Source organism: Paenisporosarcina quisquiliarum (genome assembly GCF_027563315.1).
In the GTDB taxonomy this organism is placed as follows: domain Bacteria; phylum Bacillota; class Bacilli; order Bacillales_A; family Planococcaceae; genus Paenisporosarcina; species Paenisporosarcina quisquiliarum.
Genome location: NZ_JAMKBJ010000002.1, coordinates 281,555 through 308,309 on the forward strand (window position 1 = coordinate 281,555; position 26,755 = coordinate 308,309).

The 26,755-nt window shown below is 40.3% G+C and carries 27 protein-coding genes; 8 read left to right on the forward strand and 19 right to left on the reverse strand.

What is annotated here, in order from left to right; genetic code table 11:
• Window positions 1–127: 127 nt before the first annotated feature.
• Both M9R32_RS03610 and M9R32_RS03615 read left to right on the forward strand, forming a co-directional pair.
• Window positions 128–1,462 carry a purine-cytosine permease family protein gene (locus tag M9R32_RS03610; RefSeq protein WP_269925384.1) on the forward strand — a complete coding sequence of 445 codons (1,335 nt, stop codon included), beginning with the start codon at window positions 128–130 and terminating at the stop codon, window positions 1,460–1,462.
• Between the two features lie 68 nt (window positions 1,463–1,530).
• Entirely contained in the window at window positions 1,531–1,980 is a 450-nt protein-coding gene (locus tag M9R32_RS03615) for a universal stress protein (RefSeq protein ID WP_269925385.1), read from the forward strand.
• A 177-nt stretch (window positions 1,981–2,157) separates the two neighbouring features.
• On the opposite strand, the gene M9R32_RS03620 is transcribed toward M9R32_RS03615, so the two are convergent.
• From M9R32_RS03620 to sppA, 6 genes are all read right to left on the reverse strand, one after another.
• On the reverse strand, window positions 2,158–2,307 hold the full coding sequence (locus tag M9R32_RS03620; protein ID WP_269925386.1) for a hypothetical protein: 150 nt from the start codon (window positions 2,305–2,307) through the stop codon (window positions 2,158–2,160).
• Window positions 2,308–2,680: 373 nt separating this feature from the next.
• Window positions 2,681–3,880, reverse strand: coding sequence for an acetate kinase (locus M9R32_RS03625; protein ID WP_269925387.1), 1,200 nt, complete (start codon window positions 3,878–3,880; stop codon window positions 2,681–2,683).
• Between the two features lie 63 nt (window positions 3,881–3,943).
• Window positions 3,944–4,873: a class I SAM-dependent methyltransferase gene (locus M9R32_RS03630; protein WP_269925388.1), complete on the reverse strand. Its 930-nt coding sequence runs from the start codon at window positions 4,871–4,873 to the stop codon at window positions 3,944–3,946.
• A 110-nt stretch (window positions 4,874–4,983) separates the two neighbouring features.
• Window positions 4,984–5,490: a thiol peroxidase gene (gene tpx / locus M9R32_RS03635; RefSeq protein WP_269925389.1), complete on the reverse strand. Its 507-nt coding sequence runs from the start codon at window positions 5,488–5,490 to the stop codon at window positions 4,984–4,986.
• A 27-nt stretch (window positions 5,491–5,517) separates the two neighbouring features.
• On the reverse strand, window positions 5,518–6,120 hold the full coding sequence (locus tag M9R32_RS03640) for an RDD family protein (RefSeq protein ID WP_269925390.1): 603 nt from the start codon (window positions 6,118–6,120) through the stop codon (window positions 5,518–5,520).
• A 13-nt stretch (window positions 6,121–6,133) separates the two neighbouring features.
• The gene (gene sppA, locus M9R32_RS03645; RefSeq protein ID WP_269925391.1) at window positions 6,134–7,147 is read right to left on the reverse strand and encodes a signal peptide peptidase SppA; all 1,014 of its coding nucleotides are present in this window, start codon (window positions 7,145–7,147) and stop codon (window positions 6,134–6,136) included.
• Between the two features lie 108 nt (window positions 7,148–7,255).
• Here sppA and M9R32_RS03650 point away from each other — a divergent pair, with 108 nt between their 5' ends.
• Window positions 7,256–8,056 (forward strand): NAD kinase, encoded by an 801-nt coding sequence (locus M9R32_RS03650; RefSeq protein ID WP_269925392.1) that lies wholly within the window; start codon window positions 7,256–7,258, stop codon window positions 8,054–8,056.
• A gap of 169 nt (window positions 8,057–8,225) precedes the next feature.
• Here M9R32_RS03650 and rarD read toward each other — a convergent pair whose 3' ends face one another.
• The 6 genes from rarD to ezrA all read right to left on the reverse strand — a co-directional run bounded on the left by rarD (window position 8,226) and on the right by ezrA (window position 15,643).
• Window positions 8,226–9,140: an EamA family transporter RarD gene (gene rarD / locus M9R32_RS03655; RefSeq protein ID WP_269925393.1), complete on the reverse strand. Its 915-nt coding sequence runs from the start codon at window positions 9,138–9,140 to the stop codon at window positions 8,226–8,228.
• Window positions 9,141–9,269: 129 nt separating this feature from the next.
• Window positions 9,270–10,841: an acyl-CoA synthetase MbcS gene (mbcS, locus tag M9R32_RS03660; protein ID WP_269925394.1), complete on the reverse strand. Its 1,572-nt coding sequence runs from the start codon at window positions 10,839–10,841 to the stop codon at window positions 9,270–9,272.
• A 287-nt stretch (window positions 10,842–11,128) separates the two neighbouring features.
• Window positions 11,129–11,332 carry an alpha/beta-type small acid-soluble spore protein gene (locus M9R32_RS03665; protein ID WP_269925395.1) on the reverse strand — a complete coding sequence of 68 codons (204 nt, stop codon included), beginning with the start codon at window positions 11,330–11,332 and terminating at the stop codon, window positions 11,129–11,131.
• Between the two features lie 142 nt (window positions 11,333–11,474).
• On the reverse strand, window positions 11,475–12,677 hold the full coding sequence (gene thiI / locus M9R32_RS03670) for a tRNA uracil 4-sulfurtransferase ThiI (protein WP_269925485.1): 1,203 nt from the start codon (window positions 12,675–12,677) through the stop codon (window positions 11,475–11,477).
• Window positions 12,678–12,683: 6 nt separating this feature from the next.
• Entirely contained in the window at window positions 12,684–13,817 is a 1,134-nt protein-coding gene (locus M9R32_RS03675; protein WP_269925486.1) for a cysteine desulfurase family protein, read from the reverse strand.
• 125 nt (window positions 13,818–13,942) lie between these two features.
• Entirely contained in the window at window positions 13,943–15,643 is a 1,701-nt protein-coding gene (gene ezrA, locus M9R32_RS03680) for a septation ring formation regulator EzrA (protein WP_269925396.1), read from the reverse strand.
• Between the two features lie 147 nt (window positions 15,644–15,790).
• Here ezrA and hisJ point away from each other — a divergent pair, with 147 nt between their 5' ends.
• Both hisJ and M9R32_RS03690 read left to right on the forward strand, forming a co-directional pair.
• Window positions 15,791–16,588 (forward strand): histidinol-phosphatase HisJ, encoded by a 798-nt coding sequence (hisJ, locus tag M9R32_RS03685; RefSeq protein WP_269925397.1) that lies wholly within the window; start codon window positions 15,791–15,793, stop codon window positions 16,586–16,588.
• A 26-nt stretch (window positions 16,589–16,614) separates the two neighbouring features.
• Complete coding sequence (locus M9R32_RS03690) at window positions 16,615–17,094, forward strand: GAF domain-containing protein (protein ID WP_269925398.1); 480 nt, start codon at window positions 16,615–16,617, stop codon at window positions 17,092–17,094.
• A 33-nt stretch (window positions 17,095–17,127) separates the two neighbouring features.
• Here M9R32_RS03690 and megL read toward each other — a convergent pair whose 3' ends face one another.
• Window positions 17,128–18,345 (reverse strand): methionine gamma-lyase, encoded by a 1,218-nt coding sequence (gene megL, locus M9R32_RS03695; RefSeq protein WP_269925399.1) that lies wholly within the window; start codon window positions 18,343–18,345, stop codon window positions 17,128–17,130.
• Between the two features lie 344 nt (window positions 18,346–18,689).
• Between megL and rpsD the strand changes: the two genes are divergently transcribed.
• The 3 genes from rpsD to M9R32_RS03710 all read left to right on the forward strand — a co-directional run bounded on the left by rpsD (window position 18,690) and on the right by M9R32_RS03710 (window position 20,161).
• Window positions 18,690–19,292, forward strand: coding sequence for a 30S ribosomal protein S4 (gene rpsD / locus M9R32_RS03700; protein WP_016426616.1), 603 nt, complete (start codon window positions 18,690–18,692; stop codon window positions 19,290–19,292).
• Window positions 19,293–19,655: 363 nt separating this feature from the next.
• Entirely contained in the window at window positions 19,656–19,847 is a 192-nt protein-coding gene (locus tag M9R32_RS03705; RefSeq protein ID WP_269925400.1) for a hypothetical protein, read from the forward strand.
• A gap of 5 nt (window positions 19,848–19,852) precedes the next feature.
• Window positions 19,853–20,161 carry a hypothetical protein gene (locus M9R32_RS03710; RefSeq protein WP_269925401.1) on the forward strand — a complete coding sequence of 103 codons (309 nt, stop codon included), beginning with the start codon at window positions 19,853–19,855 and terminating at the stop codon, window positions 20,159–20,161.
• Between the two features lie 79 nt (window positions 20,162–20,240).
• Here M9R32_RS03710 and M9R32_RS03715 read toward each other — a convergent pair whose 3' ends face one another.
• The 6 genes from M9R32_RS03715 to M9R32_RS03740 form a co-directional block, all read right to left on the reverse strand.
• Window positions 20,241–20,957 (reverse strand): hypothetical protein, encoded by a 717-nt coding sequence (locus M9R32_RS03715; RefSeq protein WP_269925402.1) that lies wholly within the window; start codon window positions 20,955–20,957, stop codon window positions 20,241–20,243.
• A gap of 71 nt (window positions 20,958–21,028) precedes the next feature.
• Window positions 21,029–24,673, reverse strand: coding sequence for a multicopper oxidase domain-containing protein (locus tag M9R32_RS03720; protein WP_269925403.1), 3,645 nt, complete (start codon window positions 24,671–24,673; stop codon window positions 21,029–21,031).
• Entirely contained in the window at window positions 24,670–24,981 is a 312-nt protein-coding gene (locus M9R32_RS03725; RefSeq protein WP_269925404.1) for a hypothetical protein, read from the reverse strand. The genes M9R32_RS03720 and M9R32_RS03725 overlap by 4 nt, the downstream gene beginning before the upstream one ends.
• A gap of 20 nt (window positions 24,982–25,001) precedes the next feature.
• Window positions 25,002–25,295 (reverse strand): hypothetical protein, encoded by a 294-nt coding sequence (locus tag M9R32_RS03730; RefSeq protein WP_269925405.1) that lies wholly within the window; start codon window positions 25,293–25,295, stop codon window positions 25,002–25,004.
• A 25-nt stretch (window positions 25,296–25,320) separates the two neighbouring features.
• Window positions 25,321–26,052, reverse strand: coding sequence for a hypothetical protein (locus tag M9R32_RS03735; RefSeq protein ID WP_269925406.1), 732 nt, complete (start codon window positions 26,050–26,052; stop codon window positions 25,321–25,323).
• A gap of 87 nt (window positions 26,053–26,139) precedes the next feature.
• Window positions 26,140–26,727, reverse strand: coding sequence for an SCO family protein (locus M9R32_RS03740; RefSeq protein ID WP_269925407.1), 588 nt, complete (start codon window positions 26,725–26,727; stop codon window positions 26,140–26,142).
• Between the last annotated feature and the right edge of the window lie 28 nt (window positions 26,728–26,755).

Here is a 26,755-nt window from a genome sequence, read left to right on the forward strand (position 1 = left end):
GAACCGACATTTATAAAATTGTTGAAAGCAAATCCATTCTATCAGATATAATGGAAATTGGCTTTAAAAATATTTTGTAATCATAATATTAGATTAATCTGATAATTGGAAGATGGTGTAAATACATATGGCACGAACGAATACAGGCAATTTCGAACAATATGGACTTGAAGCAGTCCCCTCTTCCCTCAAAATATCGACTTGGAAAGAGTACGCAATCATCACTTTTGCTTTTTCCGTCAATGCAGGAAACTTTCTTGTTCCTGCGCTGGCTGTTACACAAGGAAATCTTCCATGGTTGGCCGCGTTTCTCGCAGTATGGATCGGTGCTCTCCTCGCATTTCTTTGTGTTTCAGCTTTGTCTATCCCAGGCGCTCTATATGGCCTGCCAGGGCAATACATATTGCGTACGTTTGTTGGATCTTGGCTAGCTACAAAAATCGCTTCTCCTATACGTGTCCTCACTTCATTATATTGGTTCAGTGTGCAAACCATCGGGGGCACTTTTATTTTACAAGCTGTGATATCGATCTTTGTGGATATCCATATACCTTTCGCCGTACTGGCCAGTTTGACTGCGAGCTTGATGGCTTATCTAGCCCTTGTTGGATACGATGCTGTGAAAAAAGTCACTAGATTGTTTCTTCCTTTATTGATAATTGGGCAAGGCCTTATGCTCTTTGTTATTTTTAAAGAAATGTCAGCCGTAAATGCTATTAGTACATCAAATTCATCAATGCATTGGGGCGTATTTTTCTTTTATATGAGTCTGGCTTTTGTGCAATTTGTTTCAGGTGTCAGCGCTTCAAGCGATATGACACGCTATGCTAAAACTGCTCGCCAGGGGTTTGTCGGTATGTTTGTTGGAAACACTGCAGGTTATTTCATGACTGCACTGATCGGAACATTGGTGGCTGCATATTTCCACTCCACGAATCCATTCGTTACACTTAGTGATCAGGCACCGAGTTTCTATGTAGGACTTTTCATCACTTTTAGCGGTCTGCTCGCCATGATATCCATCAACATCGGCAATGCGTATACCGGGGGGTTCAGTCTTCTTAACACATGGCCTTCGCTCGGGAGAATTAAAAGTGCATTATTATTTGGAGGTACCGGCGTTTTTCTGAGTTGCTTCCCTCGTCTTTCTGCAGAAGCTGCAGCTATTATTTCACTTTTAGGAGCGGGAATCGTCCCTTTATCAGCCATTATTGTCATCGATTATTTATGGTTTAAAAGAGGCACAATATCAGAGGAAGATTTGCTGCAGGTCGTCAGTGGCTCATACAAAATAAATTTAGCAGCCATTATTACATTCGTAACGATGAGCATAGCTTATTTGATTATTCCTAAAGAACTATCTCCCGGCATGTTGGTTTTTATCGTCAGTTCAATTGTCTACCTAGTTCTTAAAAAATTTCATGTCACAAAATTGACGTTTCTAAATGGAAATCTTTCATAAAAAGCAGGTATTCCTCGTCCTATACAGAACTATATTATGTAAGAGACAAATTTGGAGGAGGAATTGACATGACACTTTCATACAACCACATCCTAGTTGCAGTGGATGGTTCTAAAGAAGCGGCTTGGGCTTTCAAAAAATCAATTGGAGTTGCGAAACGAAATGATGCGACTTTGAACTTAGTAAATGTTATTGATACACGCTCATTTGCTGCCATTGAAGCATATGACCGATCAATCGCTGACCGTGCGCAATCATTCGCGGAAGAACTGTTGGGCAACTATAAGAAGGAAGCGGAAGCGGCTGGTGTGACAAAAGTAAATGTGTTTGTGGATTACGGTTCCCCTAAAACATTAATCGCTAGAGAAGTCGCTGCTAAAGTTGAAGCAGACTTAATCATTTGCGGGGCAACAGGCTTAAGTACTGTAGAGCGGTTCCTGATTGGTAGCGTATCTGGACATATTGTACGTGCAGCAAAGTGTGACGTACTCGTCGTTCGTACTGAAGAACATGAATAATCGATAAAACCCAAAGGCTCTTTGCAGGAGTCTTTGGGTTTTTGTATTATTGATTTGAGATTGTGAAAAATTTATCAATCAATATGAGCAGTTTATCAATCAGATTCGAACATTTATCGATTATCCTTAGGATTTGTCGCTCAAACCTCAACGTTTATCAATATGTTTTCATTCATATTATTTATCTGTTTGTTTTTGCTTTTTTTTCAAATACTCCGCACGTATTTTTTCAAGTTGCTGCTTTTTATCAAATTTGGCAGGCTTGTGTTTTTCATGATACTTCGCCACAGCCATCTGACCTTTGGAATCCAATTGATATTTCCCCACTTTGTTCACCTACTTTTCTTGTCTTTAAAGAGAATCTATTCAACAAATATAATATACCTTATTTTACTGAAATAAACCTTTTACTTTATTAGTGTACTAACTAACCGTGCATATATCAGTAAAAACTTACTAAAATAATTCATAGCCAAATGGTATTCATTACACTTATCTTTACGACCTTAAATTTGCTGATTCATTTTAAAGTCATCAATCAAGTCGCTAATTTTAACTAACTTTCGTGGCGCTATAAAAATAACCTTCCTTCACATTGGATTAGAACATGAAGAAAGGTTAATATCAGCGCAGTTTAAATAAAATTCGGGTTATGGTTTCACATCGAAGTCAAAGGTAACGACTTTTTCTGTTTAGTGTATCAAAAACCTTGTAAGCCAGACAATCTCACCGTATCCCTCGCAATCATCACTTCTTCGTTCGTCGGTATGACGATTACTTTTACTGGGGAATGTGGGAAGCTGATAAATGCTTCTTTTCCACGTATTTTATTTAGATCCGGGTCCATGTAAACGCCCATAAACTGAAGACCTGCCAATACTTTTGCACGGATTATATCACTGTTTTCTCCGATACCTGCCGTGAAAATGATAGCGTCTACTCCATTCATCCGCGCTGCGTATGAACCAATATATTTATGAATCCGATTTGCGAACACGTCAAGTGCCAATTGAGCACGTGGGTTGTTTTTTGACGCTTCCACTTCAATGTCGCGCAAATCACTTGAAAATCCTGATACCCCTAGCATTCCGGATTTCTTATTTAAGATATCCAGAACTTCTTCTGCGGTTTTTTCAGTCTTTTCCATCAAGAATGGAATCAGTGCCGGATCCAGATTACCTGAACGTGTCCCCATCGTGACTCCTGCTAAAGGTGTAAACCCCATGGAAGTATCGATTGAACGTCCTCCATCAATTGCTGCAATACTTGCTCCGTTACCAAGATGGCACGAGATCAGTCTGATTGATTCTACTGGTCGGTTTAATAATTCGGCCGCACGTCCGGTTACATATTTGTGTGAAGTGCCGTGAAAGCCATATTTCCGGATACCATACTTTTTGTAGTAGTCATATGGAATCGAATACAAAAAAGAACTTTCAGGCATGGTTTGATGAAATGCTGTATCAAACACTGCAACTGCCGGTACATGCGGCAAAGCTTTTTTAAATTCAATGATTCCCGTGATATTGGCTGGATTATGGAGTGGTGCCAAATCGGATAGTTTTTCGAAAGCTGAAATTGCTTCATCATCGATTAACACTGAATCGCTAAATTCCTCACCACCATGGACTAAGCGATGTCCGATTCCATTTATATCTTGTAGGGATGTCACTGCCTGTTGTTCCACCAGATGATGCAGAAGTAATTGAACTGCGTCCTCATGGTTTGTAATTTTTTCGATCAATTCTACTTTTTTTCCATTCGTGGTCATTGAAAAAATCGGTTCTTTCAATCCGATGCGCTCGATTAACCCTTTGGCTACAACATGTTCTTGAGGCATCTGAAGCAATTGAAATTTTAATGATGAGCTTCCTGCATTGATTGCCAATATATTGATCATAAAAAAACGCCCCTTTTCCACTTATACAGTCATTGTACAGGTGAAAAATGAGGCGAACAACTCTCAGTTCGTATTTTCTTGACGCCATATTTTAACTTTTTCAAAGAACAAAGCCATGGCTTCCTTATTTGACATATTAGGAACTTTTGCAAGTAACACTTCTTTAGGTTGTTTCATTTCAGGTGATTTCTTTTGAAGCACTAGTAAACTCTTCGCATGAGCTTCATTTTTAAACAAGTTCACGGGTAATTGCACAACCGCTTGAATCCAAGCATGGTTGGCAAAGTATGCGTGTAAATCCTTCGCTTGAGGTGATTCAAAAATCCCTTGAGGAACTAGAAACACCAAGTGTCCCCCATCAACCGTATGACGAATGGATTGTTCAATCATCAAATGATGCGCGAAAGACATGCCTTCTTTAGCTTTCAATTCATATCCAGCAGCAGTTTTATCATCTGGATAATAACCTACCGGCAAATCACTGATGACAACATCTGCAGGGTCAATCAGTAAAGGTTGCAAAGCATCCTGACGATATAAAGTTACAGGTTGTTGCAACAAATCACCTGTTGAAGCAGCTAGTCGGATTAACATATCATCAATTTCAACCGCTGTTGCTGTTGCTTTATCCTCTAAGAAATTTAATACGGTAAACAATAAATTTCCCGTACCTGCTGCAGGATCCAAAATGGATAATTGCTTTTTATCTTTCGTCAGTTGATCCACGAAATAGCCAACAAGCAGACCAAGTGAATCTGGGGTCATCTGATGATGCGCCTGAACATGTTCTTTCATGCCTTTTAAAATAGCAAGTTGAATAGATTTTCGGATATCTTCTTTTTGGAGGTTTTGGATATTTGGTTCAATATCGCCATCCAACCACATTTCTGTCGTTTCCAAAACGCCCTCAATATACGTTAAGTCTTCCGCGCTTTGCATTTTTTTTGCATGGTTATCGATAAATGTAAATAATTGTTCCATCGAACTGTTCATGAAGTTCTCCTTTTAAACAAACATTTCCTGCACTTGCAAAAGCACAAGATTATATGGTTATTTTTTGTGCAATGGGAAACCCACTCAAAAATCGAGTGGGCTTCTGAATTTTACTTTTGTGCTGCTTTTACAGCGGCGATTGCTTTTTCATAATCAGGATGTTCTGTTGCTTCAGAAACATACTCTACATAAGTAACTTTGTCGTTGCTGTCCACTACAAAAATGGCACGAGCAAGCAATCTCAATTCTTTGATTGCTACTCCGTATGCTTCACCGAATGACAAATCGCGGTGATCTGAAAGTGTTTGTACTGAATCGATTCCAGCAGCTGCACACCAACGTTTTTGAGCGAATGGCAAATCATTCGAAATGGTTAAAATGACAACATCTTCACCAAGTTCAGCAGCACTTTCGTTGAATTTTCGAGTTTGTGCATCACATGTACCTGTATCCAATGATGGAACCACACTGATCAATCTTGTTTTGCCTTTTGAGTCTTCTAATGTAACCGGGCTAAGATCATTAGCTAAAACTGTGAAATTTGGCGCCGTGTCACCTACTGTTACTTCTTTACCAAGTAATGTTACTGGGTTTTGCTTAAATGTAATTTGTGCCATGATAACGCCTTCCTTTCCTTCATCTTCCTACATCTTACTAGAATGCTTTTGGCTGATGCAACTGACTTGATTCGGAACAGGCTGATAAGTAGTGATAATCTTCTTTTCATACGTTTGTTCATGAATCACCATTGTATCAGCTATGAAGTCATGCAATCCTTGTTTTTTAGGTGTCAAGCCGATAACCCAATACAACGGTAAGATCGTTGCCGAGAAAAAGCGGCCAATCCACTCCCGGAAAAGAATCGTGCTTATAGAAAGTGACTCCTCCTGTAATCCGATGACGCGTAATCCAAAAACCATTTTCCCGACCGTTTGTTTAAAGAACTTCGTCATTAGTACAAAATATAAATAGAAAATGAAGCCGGTAACAAATCCGATCGGTGCATACCAAGTTGTCCCTTGTACGTCCCATCCGAAAATACGAAATAACGGATAGATGACAATTGATGTAATAGAAGAAATGACAAGTAAATCTAATAAATATGCCCAGAAACGTACCCAGAACCCTGCAGGTTTTAAGACATACTGTTCATTATTGTGAGCTGTATAACTTGGTTTTGGTGCGACTGGTGCAGCTACTTTTTCAATAGGAGTTTCTTGTTCATTGAGATCTTGTCGATCAGTCATTTACTGTTCCTCCTCACTTCTCACCGTATAAATACATCATACGAGGAGCGTTATAATCCGAAAGTAAACGGCCAACCAATTGCGTTTCCATGTCTCCACCCATTAATGATTGAGCTTTCATGGAAAATAGGCTCGTGAAGCCTGAAGGATATTCATATTGCATGACTTCTGCGTTCTCTAAATCAAAGTCTTTACGAACAGCTTCAATAACATCTTCCAAATATCCATAATCATCCGCAAGACCGGCTTCTATCGCCTGACGCCCATTCATAATGCGTCCATCCGCCACTTTTTTCACTTCAGCTTCCGTCATGCCACGGCCTTCTTCAATAATATCTACAAATGACTCATACGATTCGTTGATCATGTCCTGTAACATCGCACGCTCATCTTCAGTCATTTCACGGGTTGGGCTCATGATATCTTTATACGGTCCTGTTTTGATGGTTACGAAATCAACACCATATTTTTCAGCGAGTTTTCCGTAGTTTACACTCTCCATAATTACCCCAATGGAACCTGTTAATGTTTCTTTATTCAAGAAAATTTTCTCTGCAGGTGCGGCGATATAATAGCCGCCTGATGCTGCCATGCTGCCCATCGACACATAAAATGGAACGCCAACTTCTTCTTGTACTTCTTTTATTTTATCGTATATTTGTGCAGACTCGACAACACCGCCACCTGGTGAGTTTACTTGCAAAACCACCGCTTTGATTGAATCGTCTTCTTTAATCATTTCAAGTTGATCCATAAAAAACTGGTGATCGTAACCGGCCGCTCCAAATAGTGAAGTTGCGCCGCCTGTATCCTGGATCACGCCGTCCACTGTTAATACAGCGATACGTTCAGACAGATCGCCTGCTTCCAATACGCTTTCAGTATATTCACTTTCTGGCACAGCCAGCATGTTTTCAAAATTAGATGTCCAATCATTACTAAAAGCAAATGACGCAATATTAATGATGATAGACAAGCCGAATAATAGTGCAGCAGCACCTAAAGCAATCCAACGTTTTGCATTCAATTCAATAATCCCCCTTTTTCTACTCTTAACGTAATACGAATAAAATGTCGAAATGTTTCAGAACATGCTAAAATAACGACAAGTATCCACGGAAAGGTCGTGACAGTATTGTCCGAACGTACACATATTTTTATTTATTCCAAACATGATGAAAGCTCCCTACAAAAAAAATCAATTCTGACAGAGATGATTTCGAAACAAGGATTCAATACGGTAGATGATGCTGATAGCGCAAATATCATTGTCAGCTTAGGTGGAGATGGTTCTTTCCTTCAAGCCGTCCGCAAAACCGGTTTCCGTCAAGATTGTCTGTATGCAGGAATCTCTACTACTGGGTCGCTGGGTATGTATTGTGATTTTCATTTCCACGACATGGAGACAGTGATTCAGGCAGTTCAACATGCAGAAATTGAAGTACGTCGTTACCCTATTTTACAAGTTATAGTGGATGACAATCCACCTTTTTATTGCTTGAATGAATTTAGTATCCGTTCCAATATTATTAAGACATTTGTTCTTGATGTCGAGATTGATGGACTACATTTCGAAACATTCCGGGGTGACGGCATGATCATTGCAACACCGACTGGTAGCACAGCTTATAATAAGTCTGTAAATGGTGCAGTCGTGGACCCTCTCCTTCCTTGTTTCCAAGTCTCTGAACTTGCATCCGTAAACAGTAACAAATACCGCACACTCGGTTCTTCATTCATTTTAAGCGGTCAACGTCAATTAACATTACGCTTGCAGCAAGATGGCAATGACTACCCTACCATGGGGATGGACAATGAATCATTAAGTATTCAACATGTGGAATCAGTTAAAATTGAATTAAGTGACCGTATCGTTAAGACCGTCAAGCTAAAAAACAATTCATTCTGGGAAAAAGTGAAACGCACGTATCTTTAATTTTTAAAAATGCAATAAAAATGTGAGTGGACGGAAATTGGCGCGACTAGACGGAAACTCACCCTGACTGATCAAAAACTCATGACGAGTGGACAGAAACCTCATATAACTGGACATAACAAAAATTGATGCCAAGAAAAAACAGACGAGATTCCCCATCTCGTCTGTTTTATATTTTAGCCAATTTAATTTTTCTCGCTCGTGCTTCCATTACCTTCGAAACTGTAAAGAGAATCAGCGCAAGCCAGATCAGGGAAAATGACAGTAAATCAATGGCATTGAACGTTTCTCCATAAATAATGACTCCAAGAAACAACATACAAGTCGGTGCAATGTATTGTAAAAATCCGATCATGTATAAAGGAATTTGTTGAGCTCCTTTTGCGAATAGAACTAATGGTACTGCAGTAGCGGCACCTGTCAGAATCAACAACAAATCCGTTTGGAATGAATCATGAAAAAGGACAGCCTGGTCAGTAAAAAATAAATAAAGGTAATAAATAAACGCGAATGGCACTATAAACATAGTTTCGATTGTCAGCCCGCGAACAGCATCTAACGGGATTGTTTTTTTCATCAATCCGTAAATGGCGAAACTGATAGCCAGAGCAAAAGCAAGCCATGGGAAACGCCCATAGGATATGGTCAGGATTAGTACACCAATGGAAGCAATGACAAAGGCAAGTTTTTGCGCTGTCGTCAAACGTTCCTTCAAGAAAATGATCCCCAGTAAAACAGAAATCAATGGATTAATATAGTAACCTAAACTCGTTTCTACAAGATGGTTACTGTTAACGGCCCAAATATATAAAAACCAGTTTCCTGAGATTAATACCGACGCAAGAAACAGGCTCCAAAATGCTTTCTGATTCAGCCACAATGTTTTTAAATCTTCAATCAGCAGTCTGCTGTTTCTCATCATTGCAACGAATAACAATGTAAATATAAATGCCCAAAGGACACGGCTTGTTAAGATTTCATCACTCGGCACATGGTTCAGCCACTTCCAATAGATTGGAAGAACTCCCCAAACAAGATACGCGCCGATCGCCCAGATGACACCTTGACGTTCTTTGTCTAACATCGCTTCACCTCATTAGTTTGACTCTCGAAATATATCTCATTATAGAATCCTTTTGAGGGAAAGTAAACGACAAAAAACTATTCTTATAAACCTTTTACACAAAGGCTATAAGAATAGTTTTTGAAGTACTTATTTAGATAGTTCTTGATTTCTTAGTTCTATACGTCGTATTTTACCAGAAGCAGTTTTAGGCAACTCTTCGATAAATGTTATATCACGAGGATACTTATACGGCGCAGTTAATGTTTTTACATGGTCCTGCAAATCTTTTACCAGCTCTGACGATGCCTGTTCTGAATCTACCAATACGACATATGCTTTGACGATATGACCACGAATTTCATCTGGACTTCCCACAACAGCACATTCTTTAACCATCGGATGCTTAACTAAAGCGTCTTCCACTTCAAACGGTCCAATCGTGTATCCCGAACTGATGATAATATCATCTCCACGACCTTCAAACCAGAAGTACCCGTCCTCATCCTTAGAAGCCTTGTCTCCTGTAATATAATAAGTTCCCCTGAATTGCATTTTTGTGCGCTCAGGATCTTTTAAATAAGATTTAAATAATGCTGGTGTATCGACATGAACTGCAATATCCCCGACTTCTCCAGGTGCACAAACCTCTCCAAATTCATTAATGATGTCAACTTGGTTACCAGGTGTTGGTTTCCCCATTGACCCTGGACGCGCTTCCATGCCTTTCATTGTTCCAACCAATAATGTGTTTTCCGTCTGTCCATAGCCGTCCCGCACTTCTAAACCGAATTCCCGATTGAATGTATCAATGACTTCACGATTTAACGGTTCGCCGGCAGACACTGCACTATGCAGTGAAGATAGATTATACGCAGATAATCCCTCCACTTTCGCCATAATTCTGTATTCGGTTGGTGTACAGCAGAGAACATTTACTTGATATTCCTCAAGTAAAGTTAAATACGTTTTCGGTTCAAATTTTCCATGATAAACAAATCCAGTTGCACCACTGCCGAGAGTTGCGACAAAAGGACTCCAGATCCACTTTTGCCACCCTGGACTTGCTGTTGCCCAAACAACATCGCCTTCGTGAATTCCCAGCCAATTTTCAGCAGATGTACGTAAATGTGCAAATGCCCAACCGTGAGTATGCACAACACCTTTAGGATTCCCTGTCGTCCCACTTGTGTATGACAAAAATGCCATATCTGAGTTTTTAGTGGCAGCTCCCTTAAATTCAGAAGAAGCTTTTTGAAGTTCTTCCGTCAAAGATACCCAGTTTCCGGTTCCTTCTCCAATGACAAATTGAGTCAGTCCATTTAAATTTTCTACTTGTTCAAATTGGCTGATGAAAGGCTCGTATGCCACAATCGCTTTTGCTTCGCTATGTACTAAACGGTAATCAATATCTTTTGCTCTCAGCATTTCGGAACTTGGGATAACAACCAGTCCAGCTTTTAAAGCACCTATATAAGTTACATACGCTTCAATTAATCTTGGTACCATGACCAAAACGACATCACCTTGCGTCAACCCACTATTCGTAAAGACATTGGCAGCTTGATTTGCCAGTTGCATCAATTCTTTGTATGTAATTTCTTTCGTTTCGCCAGTCTCACTTTTCCATATCAAGGCTAAACGATTTTCATCCGTTGCATATTTTTCAAATTCCTGTACCAAGTTATAACTTGAAGGTGCCAATAAGTTTTCACGATTCACTTTAGTTCCCCCTTGTTGAGTGATCCATCCTTCTTCATTATAGCTATATAATACTGATTTTTCAAAAAGAACATTATAATCAGTTAATTTATTATTTACTTATCACCTTTATGTCTTGGGAGTGTTGTTTTCAGACGTCGCTGCTCTTTTCTCAGACGTGAAGCATCATTTTTCAGACGTCACCAGCAATTTTTCAGACGTCACAGCCAGAAACTCAGACTGAGCATGACCTATCCTTTTAAAACAACAAAAAACCGGCAGCTTTCGCTACCGGTTCGAAACTTTAATTATTTTTTGTAACCGCCGTTTAATTGTTGCTCTGCCATTTGCACTAAACGCTTAGTAATTTCTCCGCCAACGGAACCGTTAGCACGCGCTGTAGCATCTGGTCCAAGCTGTACACCGAACTCTTGTGCAATTTCATATTTCATTTGGTCTAAAGCTTGTTTTACACCTGGAACGACTAGTTGATTTGAACTTTGATTTGCCATGTCTGTGTCACCTCCTTGTTGAATATAGAATGTGCCGGATGGACGAATTCATGCATTCACAAGAAGTAGTAATTTATGGGTATTATCATTGTTCAATAACAGCCGAACACATCGTTTAAATTTCTATGGTCTTTATGGCTTTTTAGAGAAGGTCGGAGAATTTATCTTGTTTCTTTTTAGGGAACATGATGATTTCACGTTCACTTACCGCTTCTGCAATCATTTCATCAAATGTTTTAAAGCTTTCATAATACTCCACTTTTTCAAGCTTTGGTTTTGTTTTTGGGCTGGCAGGAGTGAAAATTGTACAACAATCTTCATACGGTCTGATTGAAACATCGTACGTATCGATTTGTTGAGCAATTTCAATAATATCTTGCTTGTCATATGAAATAAGTGGACGTAATACAGGTGTGTTCGTCACTGCATTGATTGCCGTTAAGCTCTCAAGTGTCTGACTTGCCACTTGTCCAAGGCTTTCACCTGTAATAATTGCTAAAGCATTCGTTTCTTCACGCACTAAATCCGTAATCTTTAACATCATTCTCCTAGTCGTTGTCATTGAAACATTGTCTGGGATTTGTTTTTGAATTTCTTGCTGAATCGCAGTAAACGGAATGATATGCAGTTTTACTGACGCACCAAAACGACTTAGTTTATCAGCTAATTCCATTACTTTTTCCTTAGACTGTTCACTTGTAAACGGAGGGCTATGAAAATGAATAGCATCCAGGCGAACTCCACGTTTTAACATTTGGTAACCAGCAACTGGACTATCAATACCACCAGAAAGCATCAGTATGGATTTTCCATTAGATCCAATCGGCAATCCACCTGCACCTGGAATGACTTCCGCCATCATATAAACTGCATCTCTTCGTACTTCTACACGCAGTTCGATATCTGGTTTCTTCATTTGAACCTGAATTTCAGGGAATGTACGCAGCACATTGGAACCAACAAACTGTTGCAGTTCATTTGTTTCCATTTCAAACGGTTTGTAAGAACGTTTTACGGTTACTTTAAACGTTTTATTTGTGCGGTCGATTGATTCCACAATTTTTATGGCTGTTTGTTTGATATCTTCCAGATCATGGCTGCAAGATGCAACAGGACTGAAAGACTGGATGCCAAAAATGCGCGGTAGTCGCTCGATGATTTGATTCATGGTTTCCTGTTCATTAGCTCGAATAAACATACGATCGCGTTCTGTCACAATTTGAATTTTTGGCAAATCAGCAAATGCGTAACGGACATTATCACGTAGTCTTCCCGTAAACGAACTTCTATTTCTTCCCTTTGTAGATAATTCACCATATCTGATTAATATTTCTTTCCATTCCAACATGTTTTAATCTCCTTTAACTTGCTTGATAATTGCAGTGAAATTTTCGATAAAATAATCAATTTGTTCATCGCTATTGCTCGTACCCAGACTAATGCGAATCACGCCTTTTGTGTAACCATCTGGTAAACCGATCGCTTTAATTACATGACTGATTTTTGTTTGTTTTGAAGAACAAGCACTTGATGTCGACACAATGATTCCCCTTGCCTGCAACGCATTCACCAAAACTTCTCCTTTTATATTTCGGACGCTAACGGTTAAGATGTGTGCTGCGCCATCTTCTGGGGATAATATTCGTATATCCTTAAAATTACGAATGAAGTTTCTTAACTTTTCGTTCCATTGAATATATTTTGTTTGCATGGCTTCTTGATTTTCGAATGCAATTCGCATCGCTTTCGCAAAAGCTACAGCTTGAGGAACGGGTACAGTCCCACTTCTTAAGCCAAACTCTTGTCCTCCACCTACAATAATCGGTTCAAACGATACATGACCTGTCCAGGCCACAATCCCCGTTCCTTTTAAACCATTGAATTTATGTCCTGACAGTGTCAGTACATCCGCTCCAATTAAGGGAAAAGTGATAGGATATTTGCCAAAACTTTGTACCGCGTCTACATGAAATATTGCACGGCTGTGTTGATGAATGACTTCTGCAAGTTGTTTAATTGGTTGAATGCTGCCCAACTCGTTATTGATATGCATAACACTAACCAAAATTGTATCTTTTCGCAATCGCTCTTTCACATCATCAATTGATATGACGCCTTTTTCATTTACTGGCAAAATGTCTATTTCAAAGCCTTTATTCGCCAACTGTTTCATTGATTCAAGTACAGAAGGATGTTCAATGCTTGAAGTGATGATATGTCTTCCTCGACCTTGAAGAGTTCTAGCAAGTCCGTTAATGGCGAAATGGTTGGATTCTGTACCACCTGATGTGAAAATGACTTTACTTTCTTCCGTTTTCAGCATGTCGGCAACTTGCTTTCGAGCACGCGAAAGTAGCGAATTCGAATCGACCCCCATTTCATGCAAGGATGCGGGGTTTGCATAGAACGTCTCATTTACCTTTACAAATGTATCCAACACTTCTTTATTTGGTTTAGTCGTTGCACTATGATCGAAATAATACACGGTTGTACTCCTTTTCATTAGAAAACCACCAGCACAAGTTGTGCGGTGGTTTCAATTGCCTTATTATCTAGCTTCAATCACAACACTTGAATTTTAGCTAGAGTGGCACGATAGCTTTTTTATTATTAACGCCAAGCGTCCTCTTTGACAAGTACTTCGATTCGTTTCATCGCACCAGGTTCCACTTCTTCTACAGCAGTAGCTGCCTCTTCAAGAGCCTTGGAATATCGAAGCTGACGGAATGCCGCTTCTGCCTCCAAAAGTCGCTGATTCATTCGTGGATGACTTGCACGATAACGGTTACCATATTGAATAATCCGTTCAATCAACAAAACATTTTCAAGCATTTCTTTCGCTTTAGCATGTACTTCATGGATACATTTATCCGCTTTTGCCAGATAATTATCCACCAATTTCATATTAAGTGGTACTTCCTGCAAGCTTTGCATGACGAGGTAAATATGTTCTTCCGCTTCTTCCAAACGAACATCCATTTCTTCTGGAATCCCAGGCATATTCGCTTTATGTACCATACGATCGGTTTCATGCAACAAACGCTTCAGTTCATCTAAATTTTTACGAGCACGGTTCTCATCAATACGTAGGTTTTTCAAGCTACTAGAGAAACGATCTTGTTCTTCATATAGACTTTCCAAATCCGTAGAAATCAGCGTAAGTTCGTCTTGAAGACTTGAATACGCCAATTGATCCTCGCTTGCACGTTGTTCGAGTAAATCATAACGCTTCTGCAACGTTTCAATTTGTTTCAAACATACAAGAGGAATTTCAGCTTCTTTCTCAGGTAAGCGATAACTTTGTTGAACATAAGCCGCTTCATCACTTGTTTGTCTAGTAATGGTCGTTACTTCAGCCAATCGACGTTCAGTCGGTTGACGATGTTTATCAACATAGCGTTTTGCCATTACTTCTTTTTCTAGCATGTCATAGAAAGCTTCGATTTCATCTTTCATTTGCTCGACACGAATTTTTACATCTTCAATTTCAAGTTGAATAATTGATTCTTTCATTAGAACCAGTTCTTCATCAAGCTTATCCAAATGAGCCGTCATTTCAAGATGCTCTAAATAATAGGATTGCTCTTCCATTTCACGTTGTCCACTACGGAGATCATGAATACTTGAGGGAATCTTATTTTGTACTTCCGTTAATAGCGAAGGAATCTCTTGCAGCAAGTCAAATAAGTGCTGTGCTTCCTGATCAAGTCCAATTACAATTTCACGGGCCTGTAAATAGTTCCCGTTTTCCGTCAGTCGATCGTATTCTTCAAATTGAGGACCGAATTGTTCCAGCTTTTTCTCAAGTGGAACGGCCGCTGCTCCGAAAGAATGTTGATGAGCAAGTAAAGTTTTACGAGCAACGCGATACTGTTCTTTTAAGCTGTCCATTTCCACGCGGTTTTTCTCTTCACTGCCAATCAATTGCTCAAGCTCTTTCAAAATCCGTGACATTTGTTCATCACTTTGCTTAATGCGTTCTGCGATTTCTTGTTCAATCGCTGTGGCACGCTTAAAACGGAATTTATCAATGCTTTCCTCTGCATCAAATAGTAGTGAATCGATTTTCGGCATATGGACATCCATTACTTGCGTCCAACTGTTGCGCCAGCTTTCAAACATTTCTTCTGTCTGCCCATTCATATTCAATTGTTTAACTTTCGTCATTTCTTCCAATATCGGTTTGTTTTGTATTTGATGTTTTTCATGTTCAAGTCTTTCAATTTCACTGTTATGTTTACGACGGATGATAAATCCGACTACGAGTAATGCAATTAGTACGATGATTGCAATGATGATATACTTAGTCATCGTAAGCCCCCTGTTCCAAAATCACGGTCTATGCCAGTTTATATATGTAATACTACCATGAAACAAACGAATATGTTGACGAAAATAGAAGAATTTTGCCGAATTTATGTAAAATGTCCGATTTACACGTAGGAGGTGCTTGTATTAATGAAAAGAGATGCTCATATTCACAGTCCTTTTTGTCCTCACGGAACGACGGATGCTTTTGAATTATATATTGAAAAAGCGATAAAAAATGGCTTTAGCGATATTTCATTTACAGAGCACGCACCTGCTCCTGAAGGGTTTATCGACACGGTTCCTACTAAGGATAGTTTTCTGAATAAGAATTTACTGGAACCTTACTTAGTCAAACTCCAACAATTAAAAAAACAATACACTTCCGATATATCAATTCACATAGGACTGGAATTTGATTATATTGAAGGCTACGAAAAAGAAACTGCCCATTTGCTTAATGAAATTGGTCCTACCTTAGATGATTCTATTTTATCTGTCCATTTCCTGCTTTTTGAAAAAAAATATACTTGTATAGATTTTTCAGTTGAATCGTTTCTACATTTTTCTGAGCAAGTTGGTTCTGTTGAAAATGCCTATGATCTTTATTATAAAACTCTCCAAAAATCAATTTTAGCTGATTTAGGTCCATATAAACCAAAACGCATTGGTCATCCCACGTTAATTCATAAGTTTCAACATGCACATCAAATGAAAGTCGATGACCATGCTTTCATTATGAGCACCCTGCAATTAATGAAAGAACGTCGGTATGAACTTGACGTTAACAGTGCAGGTTTAGCCAAGGAATATTGCCGAGAACCCTATCCCCCAGAGCGCTATATTTTTGCGGCAAAGGAATTAGACATCCCTCTCGTATTTGGTTCCGATGCACACAGGGTCCATGATTTGCATCAATATTACGAGAAAGTTTATACTGATTCTTAAGTTTCTAATTTTAAGAGGTGATTTTGATGTTTGAAAAAGCAGCATATGCTGGAAATACAGAACAACAATACAACATGCTAGGTAAACAGCTGGACGCTTTATTAAGCGGTGAATCCAATGTGATGGCCAACTTGAGTAATGCTTCTGCCTTACTGAACCAATTTTTCGATCGAATCAACTGGGTTGGGTTTTATATGATGGACGGCGGTGAACTGGTTTTAGGACCATTCCAAGGATTGCCTGCGTGTGTCAGAATTCCTGTTGGACGAGGAGTTTGTGGAACAACTGTTGCGAAAAAAGAAACGATGGTTGTACCAGATGTACATGCTTTTCCAGGTCATATCGCTTGTGACGCTGCTTCCCAATCGGAAATCGTTGTGCCAATGATTAAAAATGGTGAAGTCATCGGTGTTCTTGACATTGACAGTCCCGAAAAAGACCGTTTTCATGAAGAAGATCGACAAGGACTTGAACAATTTGTCTCTATATTAATGAAACATATTTAAAAGGACGAGGTGATTTTAATCACCTCGCCCTTTTTATTTTTGAACCGATTGTGCAAAGTGTGTTTCCACTTTTGCAAATGCCTGCTGCAAGTCTCCCATAATATCGTCCGAATGCTCTAGTCCTACAGACAAGCGTAACAATGAATGAGTAATCCCCATTTTTTCACGTTCCATTTCAGGAATGACCGAGTGAGTCATGGTTGCAGGGTGCTGAATCAGCGTTTCTGCGTCACCAAGGCTGACAGCAATTTTAATGAGCTCCAAGGCATTCATTAAATATTGAGCAACTTCTTTTCCCCCGTGGATTGTAAATGAAATTAATCCACTACCGGCTTTCATTTGCTTCTTGGCAATCTCATATTGTGGATGGTCCGGATCAAAAGGATAGTAAATTTTATTTACAATAGGTGAAGACTTTAAAAATGAAACCAGTTTAGCCGCATTTTCCGAATGGCGGTCCATTCTCACATGAAGCGTTTTTAACCCTCTAATAATTAACCACGCATCAAATGGTGAGATTATCCCGCCCACGTCTTTCTGAACTGTCATGCGAAGGTTCATCATATCCTCTGCATCATTGCCTACCAGTAATCCCGCAATTACATCGCCATGACCATTGATATATTTGGTCGCACTGTGCAACACATAGTCCGCTCCGAAATCGATTGGATTCTGTAGATAGGGCGATGAGAAGGTATTATCAACAATCACTTTTAGACCATGTTTTCGTGCAACTTTACAAACTAGTTCCAAATCTACAATTTCCATTGTAGGATTAATCGGTGTTTCTACATATAAACATACCGTTTCTGGACGAATCGCTGCTTCAATTTCCTGTTCAGTCGACATCGCACTGAAACTATGCGATATATTATATTTTTCATCCATCATTTCGAGTAAGCCAAATGTACAGCCGTAAATTCCTCTCGAGCAAAGAACATGATCTCCTGTTTTCGTAACATGAATCAATACTGCACTGACTGCGGCCATCCCCGACCCAAATGCCAATGCGCTTTGACCATTTTCCAATTCCGCCATACGTTCTTCAAGAACGCGTACAGTGGGATTCCCTAAACGTGAATAAATATTTCCCCCTTCTTCTCCTGCGAACCGTTTTTCTCCTTGTTCGGCATTTGAAAAAGCAAAGGTAGATGTTTGATATAAAGGCACGGATAAACTGTCGTGATGAACTGATGAGTCGTATCCTTTATGAACGACTGCCGTTTCTTTTTTTATCTGTTTATTTTTCATGATAGCACCCCTTTTATGTAAACGCTTTCATCCCATTCAATTCTATCTTACTCGATTCGATCTTTTTTGAAAAGGTCAACTTCCCTAGTTATATTCGTCAAATGTCAAGGTAACGTCTTGACATGGGCAAAGCAAATCGATACAATGGAGGATGTGTAAAATAAAAGCAGCAGTTGTATGGTCTTATTCGTTTCATTTTATTCCTCCAATCTTTTGTATTGGATGGGGTATCGTGTAACCCTTGGCTGCGAGGGCGAGGATACATGAAAATAAAATGGCAGTTTGATTGATACATCTGGTCTTATTTTACAACAAAATAAAACCACTTAAAGGAGGAGTCTCTCATGGCTCGTTATACAGGTCCAGCATGGAAACTGTCTCGTCGTCTTGGTTTATCACTAAGCGGCACAGGTAAAGAATTAGAAAAACGCCCTTACGCACCAGGACAACACGGTCCTAACCAACGCAAAAAAATCTCGGAATACGGTTTACAATTACAAGAGAAGCAAAAGCTTCGTCACATGTATGGTGTAAACGAACGTCAATTCCGTACACTATTCGATAAAGCTGCTAAAATGCCTGGTAAATCTGGTGAAAACTTCATGATTCTTCTTGAAACTCGCCTTGATAACGTAGTATACCGTTTAGGTCTTGCACGCACTCGTCGTGGAGCTCGTCAATTAGTTAACCACGGTCACGTAATGGTTGATGGAAAACGCGTTGATATTCCTTCATTCCGTCTAAAAGCAGGTCAAGAGATTTCACTTCGTGAAAAATCTCAAAACCTTGATATCGTTAATGAGTCTATGGAAGTTAACAATTTCGTTCCAGAATACTTATCTTTCGATGCAGACAAAAAAGTTGGTCAATTTGTTCGCCTTCCAGAGCGTAGCGAATTATCAGCTGAAATCAACGAATCATTAATCGTTGAGTTCTACTCTCGTTAATCGAGATACTCTGCAAATAATTGTTTTAAAAGCCTTCAAAACCTTGTTATTACAGGGTTTTGGGGCTTTTTTTTTATAATGAAGGTAGCCGCCATTTATATCTTTCTTAACCCCAACCAGATGATCGAATTCTCATTATGCAGCTGGCTGGATGCTTCTACTCAGCTCTTTTCAAAACTACATTTCTCTCAAATTCGGTACACTTCCCTTATCTACGCTAAAAACATCCGTAACATGGTGCTTACGGATGTTTTTTTCATAGAGTTAATCTATTGGTTTAAGATTTACTTTCTATCTTTATAGGTTCCAGACCAAGACGCTTGTAAAAAATCTCATATATTAATAATAAAATGAAAGGAGGTTGTGTATTTTTGGAAAAGCATAAAGACCCGGATTGTAATTGTCATAGTCGCGATTTCGCTCTTGACTTCAGAAATTGCTCCTATTGGCCATGTTGTTCTTCAAGATGTGGATGTCAATGTGATTATGGCTGCAATTGCTGCAGGAAGCGATGCCGCAGAAAATTGTGTGACGATGATTTCAGTATTCGATTAGCAGGTTTGACGGAAGGCCTAAACTACCGCTTGTATCAACTTCTTTGGTTCAACGTTAAGTTAGAACTAGAGAATGGCCAGTCAGTGTTTGGGGAAATCATATATGTAGGGTCCAATTTTGTTGAATTGCTTCTGCCGTTAGTTGACGGTGAAGCAGTAGATGATCTGGAAGAAGAAAGCGAAGATTTAACTCAAGAAGAATTTGCGACAATAATGGAACACCGTGAACATAGGGAACATATGAAAGGCCGAACACTGATATTTTCCATTGATAGAATAGTAAGTGTTGAAACTACCAATACTAGGACTGAATAAAGAGTTCTAAATAGTACCTATCATTTAAAAATAAGTCAGCTATTATGAAGGGTTCCTTCAGTAAGCTGACTTTTTTTATTTAATTGTTTAAAATAAACAATTTGATTTTATCTATTGAAATGGTTGTCAGTTGTCCATCCACTTCTAGACTAATTGATTCTTTATCTACTTTTTTCAATTGCCCTTTAATTGTTTGTCCTTCCATTTGTATTTGTATATTTTTTTCTTCAAATACAAGCAAATAGATGTTGAGCCTCATTCTGAAAAACAAATGGATTAACTCTGGCGAAGAAGAAACGACATCCCCGAAGTTAAAGGTTAACTCCCTGCGAAAGCAAGAATCGATTTCCCTTAGTTCAGGGTCATCGTAAGGATCTGCAAATCGGCCAAACGGCTTAACGACATCAATTTCGCTGTATGGGTAAATGAATACCGTTTCTTCATTGCGGAGCACAACAAAATCATAGCCTGAAAGGGAGACTTTCCCCTCACAGTGTTCTCCTGATAGAGAGGTAATCTCAACTCGCAGTCCAATTAAGCCGTCAAAAACTTTCTGGTAAGTTTCATCCGGCAGCCTCTCATCACCCAGTGCCAGATCTAAAAGTAATTCATTTGCAGCTCGTATTTTTTCAATCACTTTTTCTAAAGTTTCTTGGGGAAGGCAGCTCGTTGGGGATGGCAATTTTGGGGATGGGTACCGCTCGGGACAGCATTGCTGAGGGATATGGAAATCATTTTCTTTTTCATTTTTTTGATTGTCATCCTCTCTTGGTTTCGTATACTTTTCTTTTCTCATTTTCTCACCCCCTTCCCGAACGTAATTCTATGTAGAAAAAGAGAAGAAATTTTTCTTCTCTTTTGTTCTATCTAATGCTCTAATGGAGGCAAGTGCTCTTGAATGTTATCGTGAATTCTCAATATCCCCCACATGCCTTGCTCTATGTCCCAAAGAATGTTTCCTGAACGGTACATATAATCACCTGGGAATCCCATATAAGCACCAGCGCCGCCGAGCAATTCCAAATTGCGTGCAGCTCCTGCTACGTTAAATCCCGCGAATGATTCCGTACGGGAATTCAAATTTTTCTCTTCAAATCGAAAACGATGTCCATGAAGATGGAACGTATGCGTTCTGCGCCTTTCAGCAGGTGTGACCAAACGGATCGTCACCGGGTCTCCCACGTAACTTTCAAATAAAGGAGTAGCCGGATCACCGAATACCCGTGAACTGAATAAGTCATGCAGCACTGGATGTTTGCGGTAGCGATTGACTAGACGTTCACTTCGATAATTGAACCCTCTGGAACCTTGATCATACGTATCGACTTCGTCTTCATCAACGTCTGGAGGTGGCAAGATCATCCCTGCAAGCGGATCGACTATGAGGTGTTTGTCTTTATCAAGCAGCCTTACACCGTCATGCATGATAGTGACGAATTCCCTTATACTTGGAAGAAACGGATTGCGTAAAACCACATTCGTTCCCGTTTTGACCGGCTTTAGCGTATAGGGATCCAAATGCTCCGTTCCTCTTGGTTCGGCAATAAATGCTCCAAATGCTCCCTGGGATTTATGGTTGCGGATATCCGCCATATCCCACATGCCGCATGCACCCATTGGAGCGTCAACATACCAGCGATATTTCCTGCTTTCACCAGGTCCTACCGTTTGGTCTCCATTGAAACCGACTGTTTCCCCTCCAGATGTTTTCACATCATACTGGATTAATTGAGGGTGTAAGGAGATTCTCAAAGACGGCGGATAGAAAGCCTGTTCCTTTACTTCCGGATAAGGGTAAATGCCATCTTGGAATGGGAACAAATTCAGTTTCAAAAGGCTGGTGAGAGTCACTTCTATTGTATCTCCAACATTTCCGCGAATAACCAGCGGTTCCGGTTTTTTCTTTCCTTCTAAAATGGCATCCATATCTTCCCGCAGTGAAAAAATGATTCCGTGAGGATCGTGATCTCCAAAGCTGTTATAGACAAACGGCACTTGGAAAGCGACGATATCGAAATAGCGGATCGGGCCTTTTTTGACCGGAATTCTAGTGGGATCGGCGGCTTTAGGCGGCTTTTTCCCCGTACATTCAGGAAGTGGCCTTGAACGCTTCAAAGGTTCTGGACGGTCAGATAAAGGAATCAGGTCCGGCACTTTTTCATCGAATGCGCGAATTAACCCCCAAAGCCCATTCCATAGGTCTTCTTCCGTTTCAAATGCCCAGAAATAATCTCCCGCTCGCGGGATATACGTTTCCATCGTAAAAGATTCAGAAATGCCGACGTGCTGCTGCTCTTCCATATTAGAATTCAGATTCTTTCGCTGCTTTAGCCACCTCAACCCATGAACATTGAAACTATGGGATTCTTCCTGCGCTCCTTGGAGCAGTCTAATTCGGATAGAATCCCCTTCGTATGCCCTTAATATCGGGGTTATCGGATCACCGTTTACATATGAACTGAACGTGTAAGCAGGGTCGCAATCTGGTCCTAATCGAAATTGAAGCGGTTCGTTTTTGTAATTCACACCGAACAACCCTGGATCATCGTTGGAACCTGGGAACCCAGGAGGCTGGAGGGGCTTGCCGTCATTATCGAAAAGTAAAGCGAAATCCTGTGCAAATAGCACAAAATCACGATAATCAGGAATCAAGGGATTCCGCGTAGTGATTTGAGTGCCGCGGGCAACCTCTTCCCCTGTTGCTGAATCGAGAAATTCTGTAAATCTCGGATGGACCACGCCAGAACCGAAAACACCATGTTGTTGATGGGCGTTTGCAAACAAGTGATCATGAACGAACCAGGCTTTCAACTCGATATCCGCGTAATATTCATACTGGATGGTTTCACCAGGCAGTACCGAAGAATCGTAGTTCCAACCTACATTTGCCCCATCGTTCACGAGACAATCAAACTTTACAAAGTGAATATGGAAACCGGTTTCGTACGTTCTAGTCACTAGTTGGAATGCATCACCATCAAGTATATGCGGCAAGCGGTTGGTAAAGTTAACGCAGATGCTTGTATGTGCCGTAGTATGGAAAACAAGCGGTTCAGGCTCTTTCTTACCCGAACACACATCTTCCAGGTCTTCATCCAGCACAAAAATCCGGGCTTTCGGGTCATGCCAGCCTTGTTTGTTATAGGTCACGGGCAGTTCAATTACAGAGACATTGAATTCCTTTTTAGTTGCATTATCTGGGCATGGATCGACAAATACAGCCCCTGGCCTTGGATTTTTCACTGCTGCATTGCGTTCCAGTTCTGTTAATCCCCGTCCCCCTTTGATGCCAAGTGGTGGACGCGGTGCTTTGTAACCGACCTTCCCTGGGATAAAATTCGGGAAGCCAGGTTTCAACTTGGTTGGCTTTGGTGGCGCTTTACGGTCAGGCAATGGCTGTAACGCCTTTATTGGGACACCATTTGGGTAGCACTGGCTGCCGTCCTGGAGCGTATCGAAAACCCGGTTCAATCCCCACATCCCGGCTGCGAAATGCGGATACAGATGGCAATGGACAATGGCATCACCAAAGGCACCTTGTAGGCTTCCCAAACCGTAAAGCGGCTCAACTGTGTAATGGGATTGCGGACTGATTGATTGAGAATCGAGCATTTCCGAATTAAGGTCTTGCGGGTCACTCAGCCATTGATGTACATGATAATGAAAAACGTGCGTCTCTTTCACCCCGGCATGGATCAGCCGGATTTTTGCAGGATCCCCCACATATCCCCGTAAAATCGGACTGGATGGATCTCCAAATACCCATGAGTCATGATGGACTTCCTCACCTTCTGTATTTGGGCCCACAACCCCTTCCTCAATGAGCTGTTGCCGCCTGTTGATTGGTTCATACCGGTAATTGGCCCCGTGAAAGGATTCTTCTTCCTGATTGGTCAAATGATTGATTGGCCGGTTTCCCGTTAAATCATCCGCTTCCATTTCATCATGGAATATCCAGGCGTATTCCCGATACGAAGGAAGCAAAGGATGATGCACATCAGCATACACACCGCTATTCATGGTCTTGCCAGTCTCCGGGTTCGTCCACCAGGAAAACCGTGGCTGGATTAATAAAGCCCCAAACAACCCATTAGAATTGGAACCATTTTCACCGCTTGCCGGATTGCCCAGATCCGAAAAGATATACGTCCCTTCTTTAACCGCATGCAATCGATATAGAATGGATTCACCTGGGGCAGCGGTTGTATCTTTATTGAACCCTACATTCGCTCCGTCCGATTGGCACACATCATATTCGGCTTGCTGAAAATGCATGCCTGTATTGAAATTCAATTGATTTTCAAAAAGCAGTTCAATGGTTTCCCCTTCATTTGCCCGAATTACGAGCGGCTGGACAAGGTCCACAGGAGAGAAAGGATTCTTTTTGACCAAGTTTTTTACTTTCTGCTCATTTTCTTTCAGGACATACATCATGCCATTAGGGTTGTGGTCCCCGAACGAGTTCAGAACGATGCGGATTGGTATTGCTAGCACATGATACCTTCTAGTCATGCAGGTTCCTCATCTGAATGTTCTTTTAAATGAGGAATTTTTGCCCCGGTGCCTGTTTCAATGTAGAACACTTCAATGGAATCGATATGAATGTTCCATACCTTTCCTTCTAAAGCAGGCACGGATGTAGTTTGCACATCCAAGATCACGATATCCCCTAATAGTCCTTTGATTTTGCCGATGAACATAAATGGAAAGGCTTCAGTCAATATGAATGCCCGTCGCCCAATATGTTTTTCGAAATATAAAACAAGAGCTTCCTCTCTTGTATCGTTGACTGGTCTGAGTCCTCTTTTTTGGTTAGACATGTATCCTCATCCCTCCTTTACTATGCTAATGGGAACACTTCATCAACTGGAACTTCCGTGGAATAAGATACAACTTGCTCAAATGGAATGCTTATAGGAAAAGGAAAATTATAAAATGGAGCATTCACCATTTTAATGATGACTGGTGACAGCGTCAGATGCCCATGTTGAACGTCAGAAACCGTTCCAGAGAAAATCGGACGGAATACTTGGCCGAGCAAGTTCAGCTGGACGGCCCGGGTTATGACAATTAGGTCCTCCCCAATAAGCTTTTTCAGCTCTTCATATAAATTATCCTCTGTTTGATGATCCATCAAATTGCCCCCTCGTTTACTTATTTCAATCTATTTTCAACCATGACTTGAGAACCTTTTTCCACAGTAGGATCATTCCAATCGTTGAAACATAGCAAATCTCATTTAATGGAATTACGCTTTCTTTTTTCTTAGGCAGCCGAAGAATTAAATCTGCTTTTGTGACTGATGTGATTTTCCCGAAAAAGATGTTGTCAGCTGTTGTGACTTCAATCCAGATTCCTTTCCAAAAGTGAAGGTTTGTCTGAAGAGATTCTTCAAAAAACTGGCGGATTAGGACGTCTTTTTTAGCTACTGTTTCACCGAATTGAAGAACGAGCTTTTGCTGGAGGTTATTATCATAAATAAAATGTTGATGGGTATTGGAGTATGTGGGAAATCCATAAGGGATGGTCGCAGATTGAATCGCAGTGTAGGGAATCCATATTCTTTTTTTCAAATCAGTAAGCATGACAAAATCTCTTCCAATCGTCGCAACTTTTCCCTCTGTCGTCACATGACTTTCCTTTCCAATCATAGAAGAAACGATGACTTGCTGGTTCCTCTTCATTTTAAAAAACTGCTTCAAGACAAGTGGTTTCCTTCTGGATTCGTCTAGGCTCGTTATTTTAAATAGGTTTTTCTGGGCGATATACTCTGTGAGAATTCTTGTCTCTTCTTCGGAAACCGCACTGGTTGGTGAAGAAAACGATAGGTTTTGAATCACATCATCCATTGTATTGCCTGCCGCATCCGCCCCATCAAAATGGTTCTTCATATCCAGACTCCTTCAATCTTCCATTTCTAACATAATTTATGTTTAAACAATAATTTTGAGAATGACAGAAAGACTAGAACATCCAACCTATTCTGCTTCTTGTATCAACTGCCTGAAATGGCTGATAATTTCTTCGTTATTCACTTTTTTGTCTCCCACCGCCATGTCGTGGTTGGATCTGATCTGGTTCTCTGAGTCCACAATATACATCGATGTAGAGTGGGTCAGGAAACCATTCTTATTCTTTTCAAACACAAAGTTGAAGGATTCGGTAAATCTTATGATTTCATCCTCGGAGCCTCTTAAAAACACCCAATTGGGACTCGAGATTCCAAAAGCTTCTTTATACTGAAGAATTCGTTCTTCTGTATCGTAGGCCGGATCCAGAGTGATTGAAACAATCATATATTGATCTTCCGTTATCCCTTCGTTTGCCATCGATTGTTGCAGATTTTGCAAATCAATCATAGTGGTTGGGCAAATATCCGGACAGTTTGTATAGAAAAATGTGATAAGTTTTGGCTTATCATAGGCTGGCACTGCTCTGGTTCCCACTTCTGTCAGTTCCCAATCAGTTACGGTACCCATTTTAGGTAAGCTGATTGATTTGGGCCATAAGAAGTAAATGGCCATAATTCCCCCAATCAATAAAATCTTGACTGCAAAAAATTTCATTAAACTCCTCCTTGGTTTTTCATGAGAA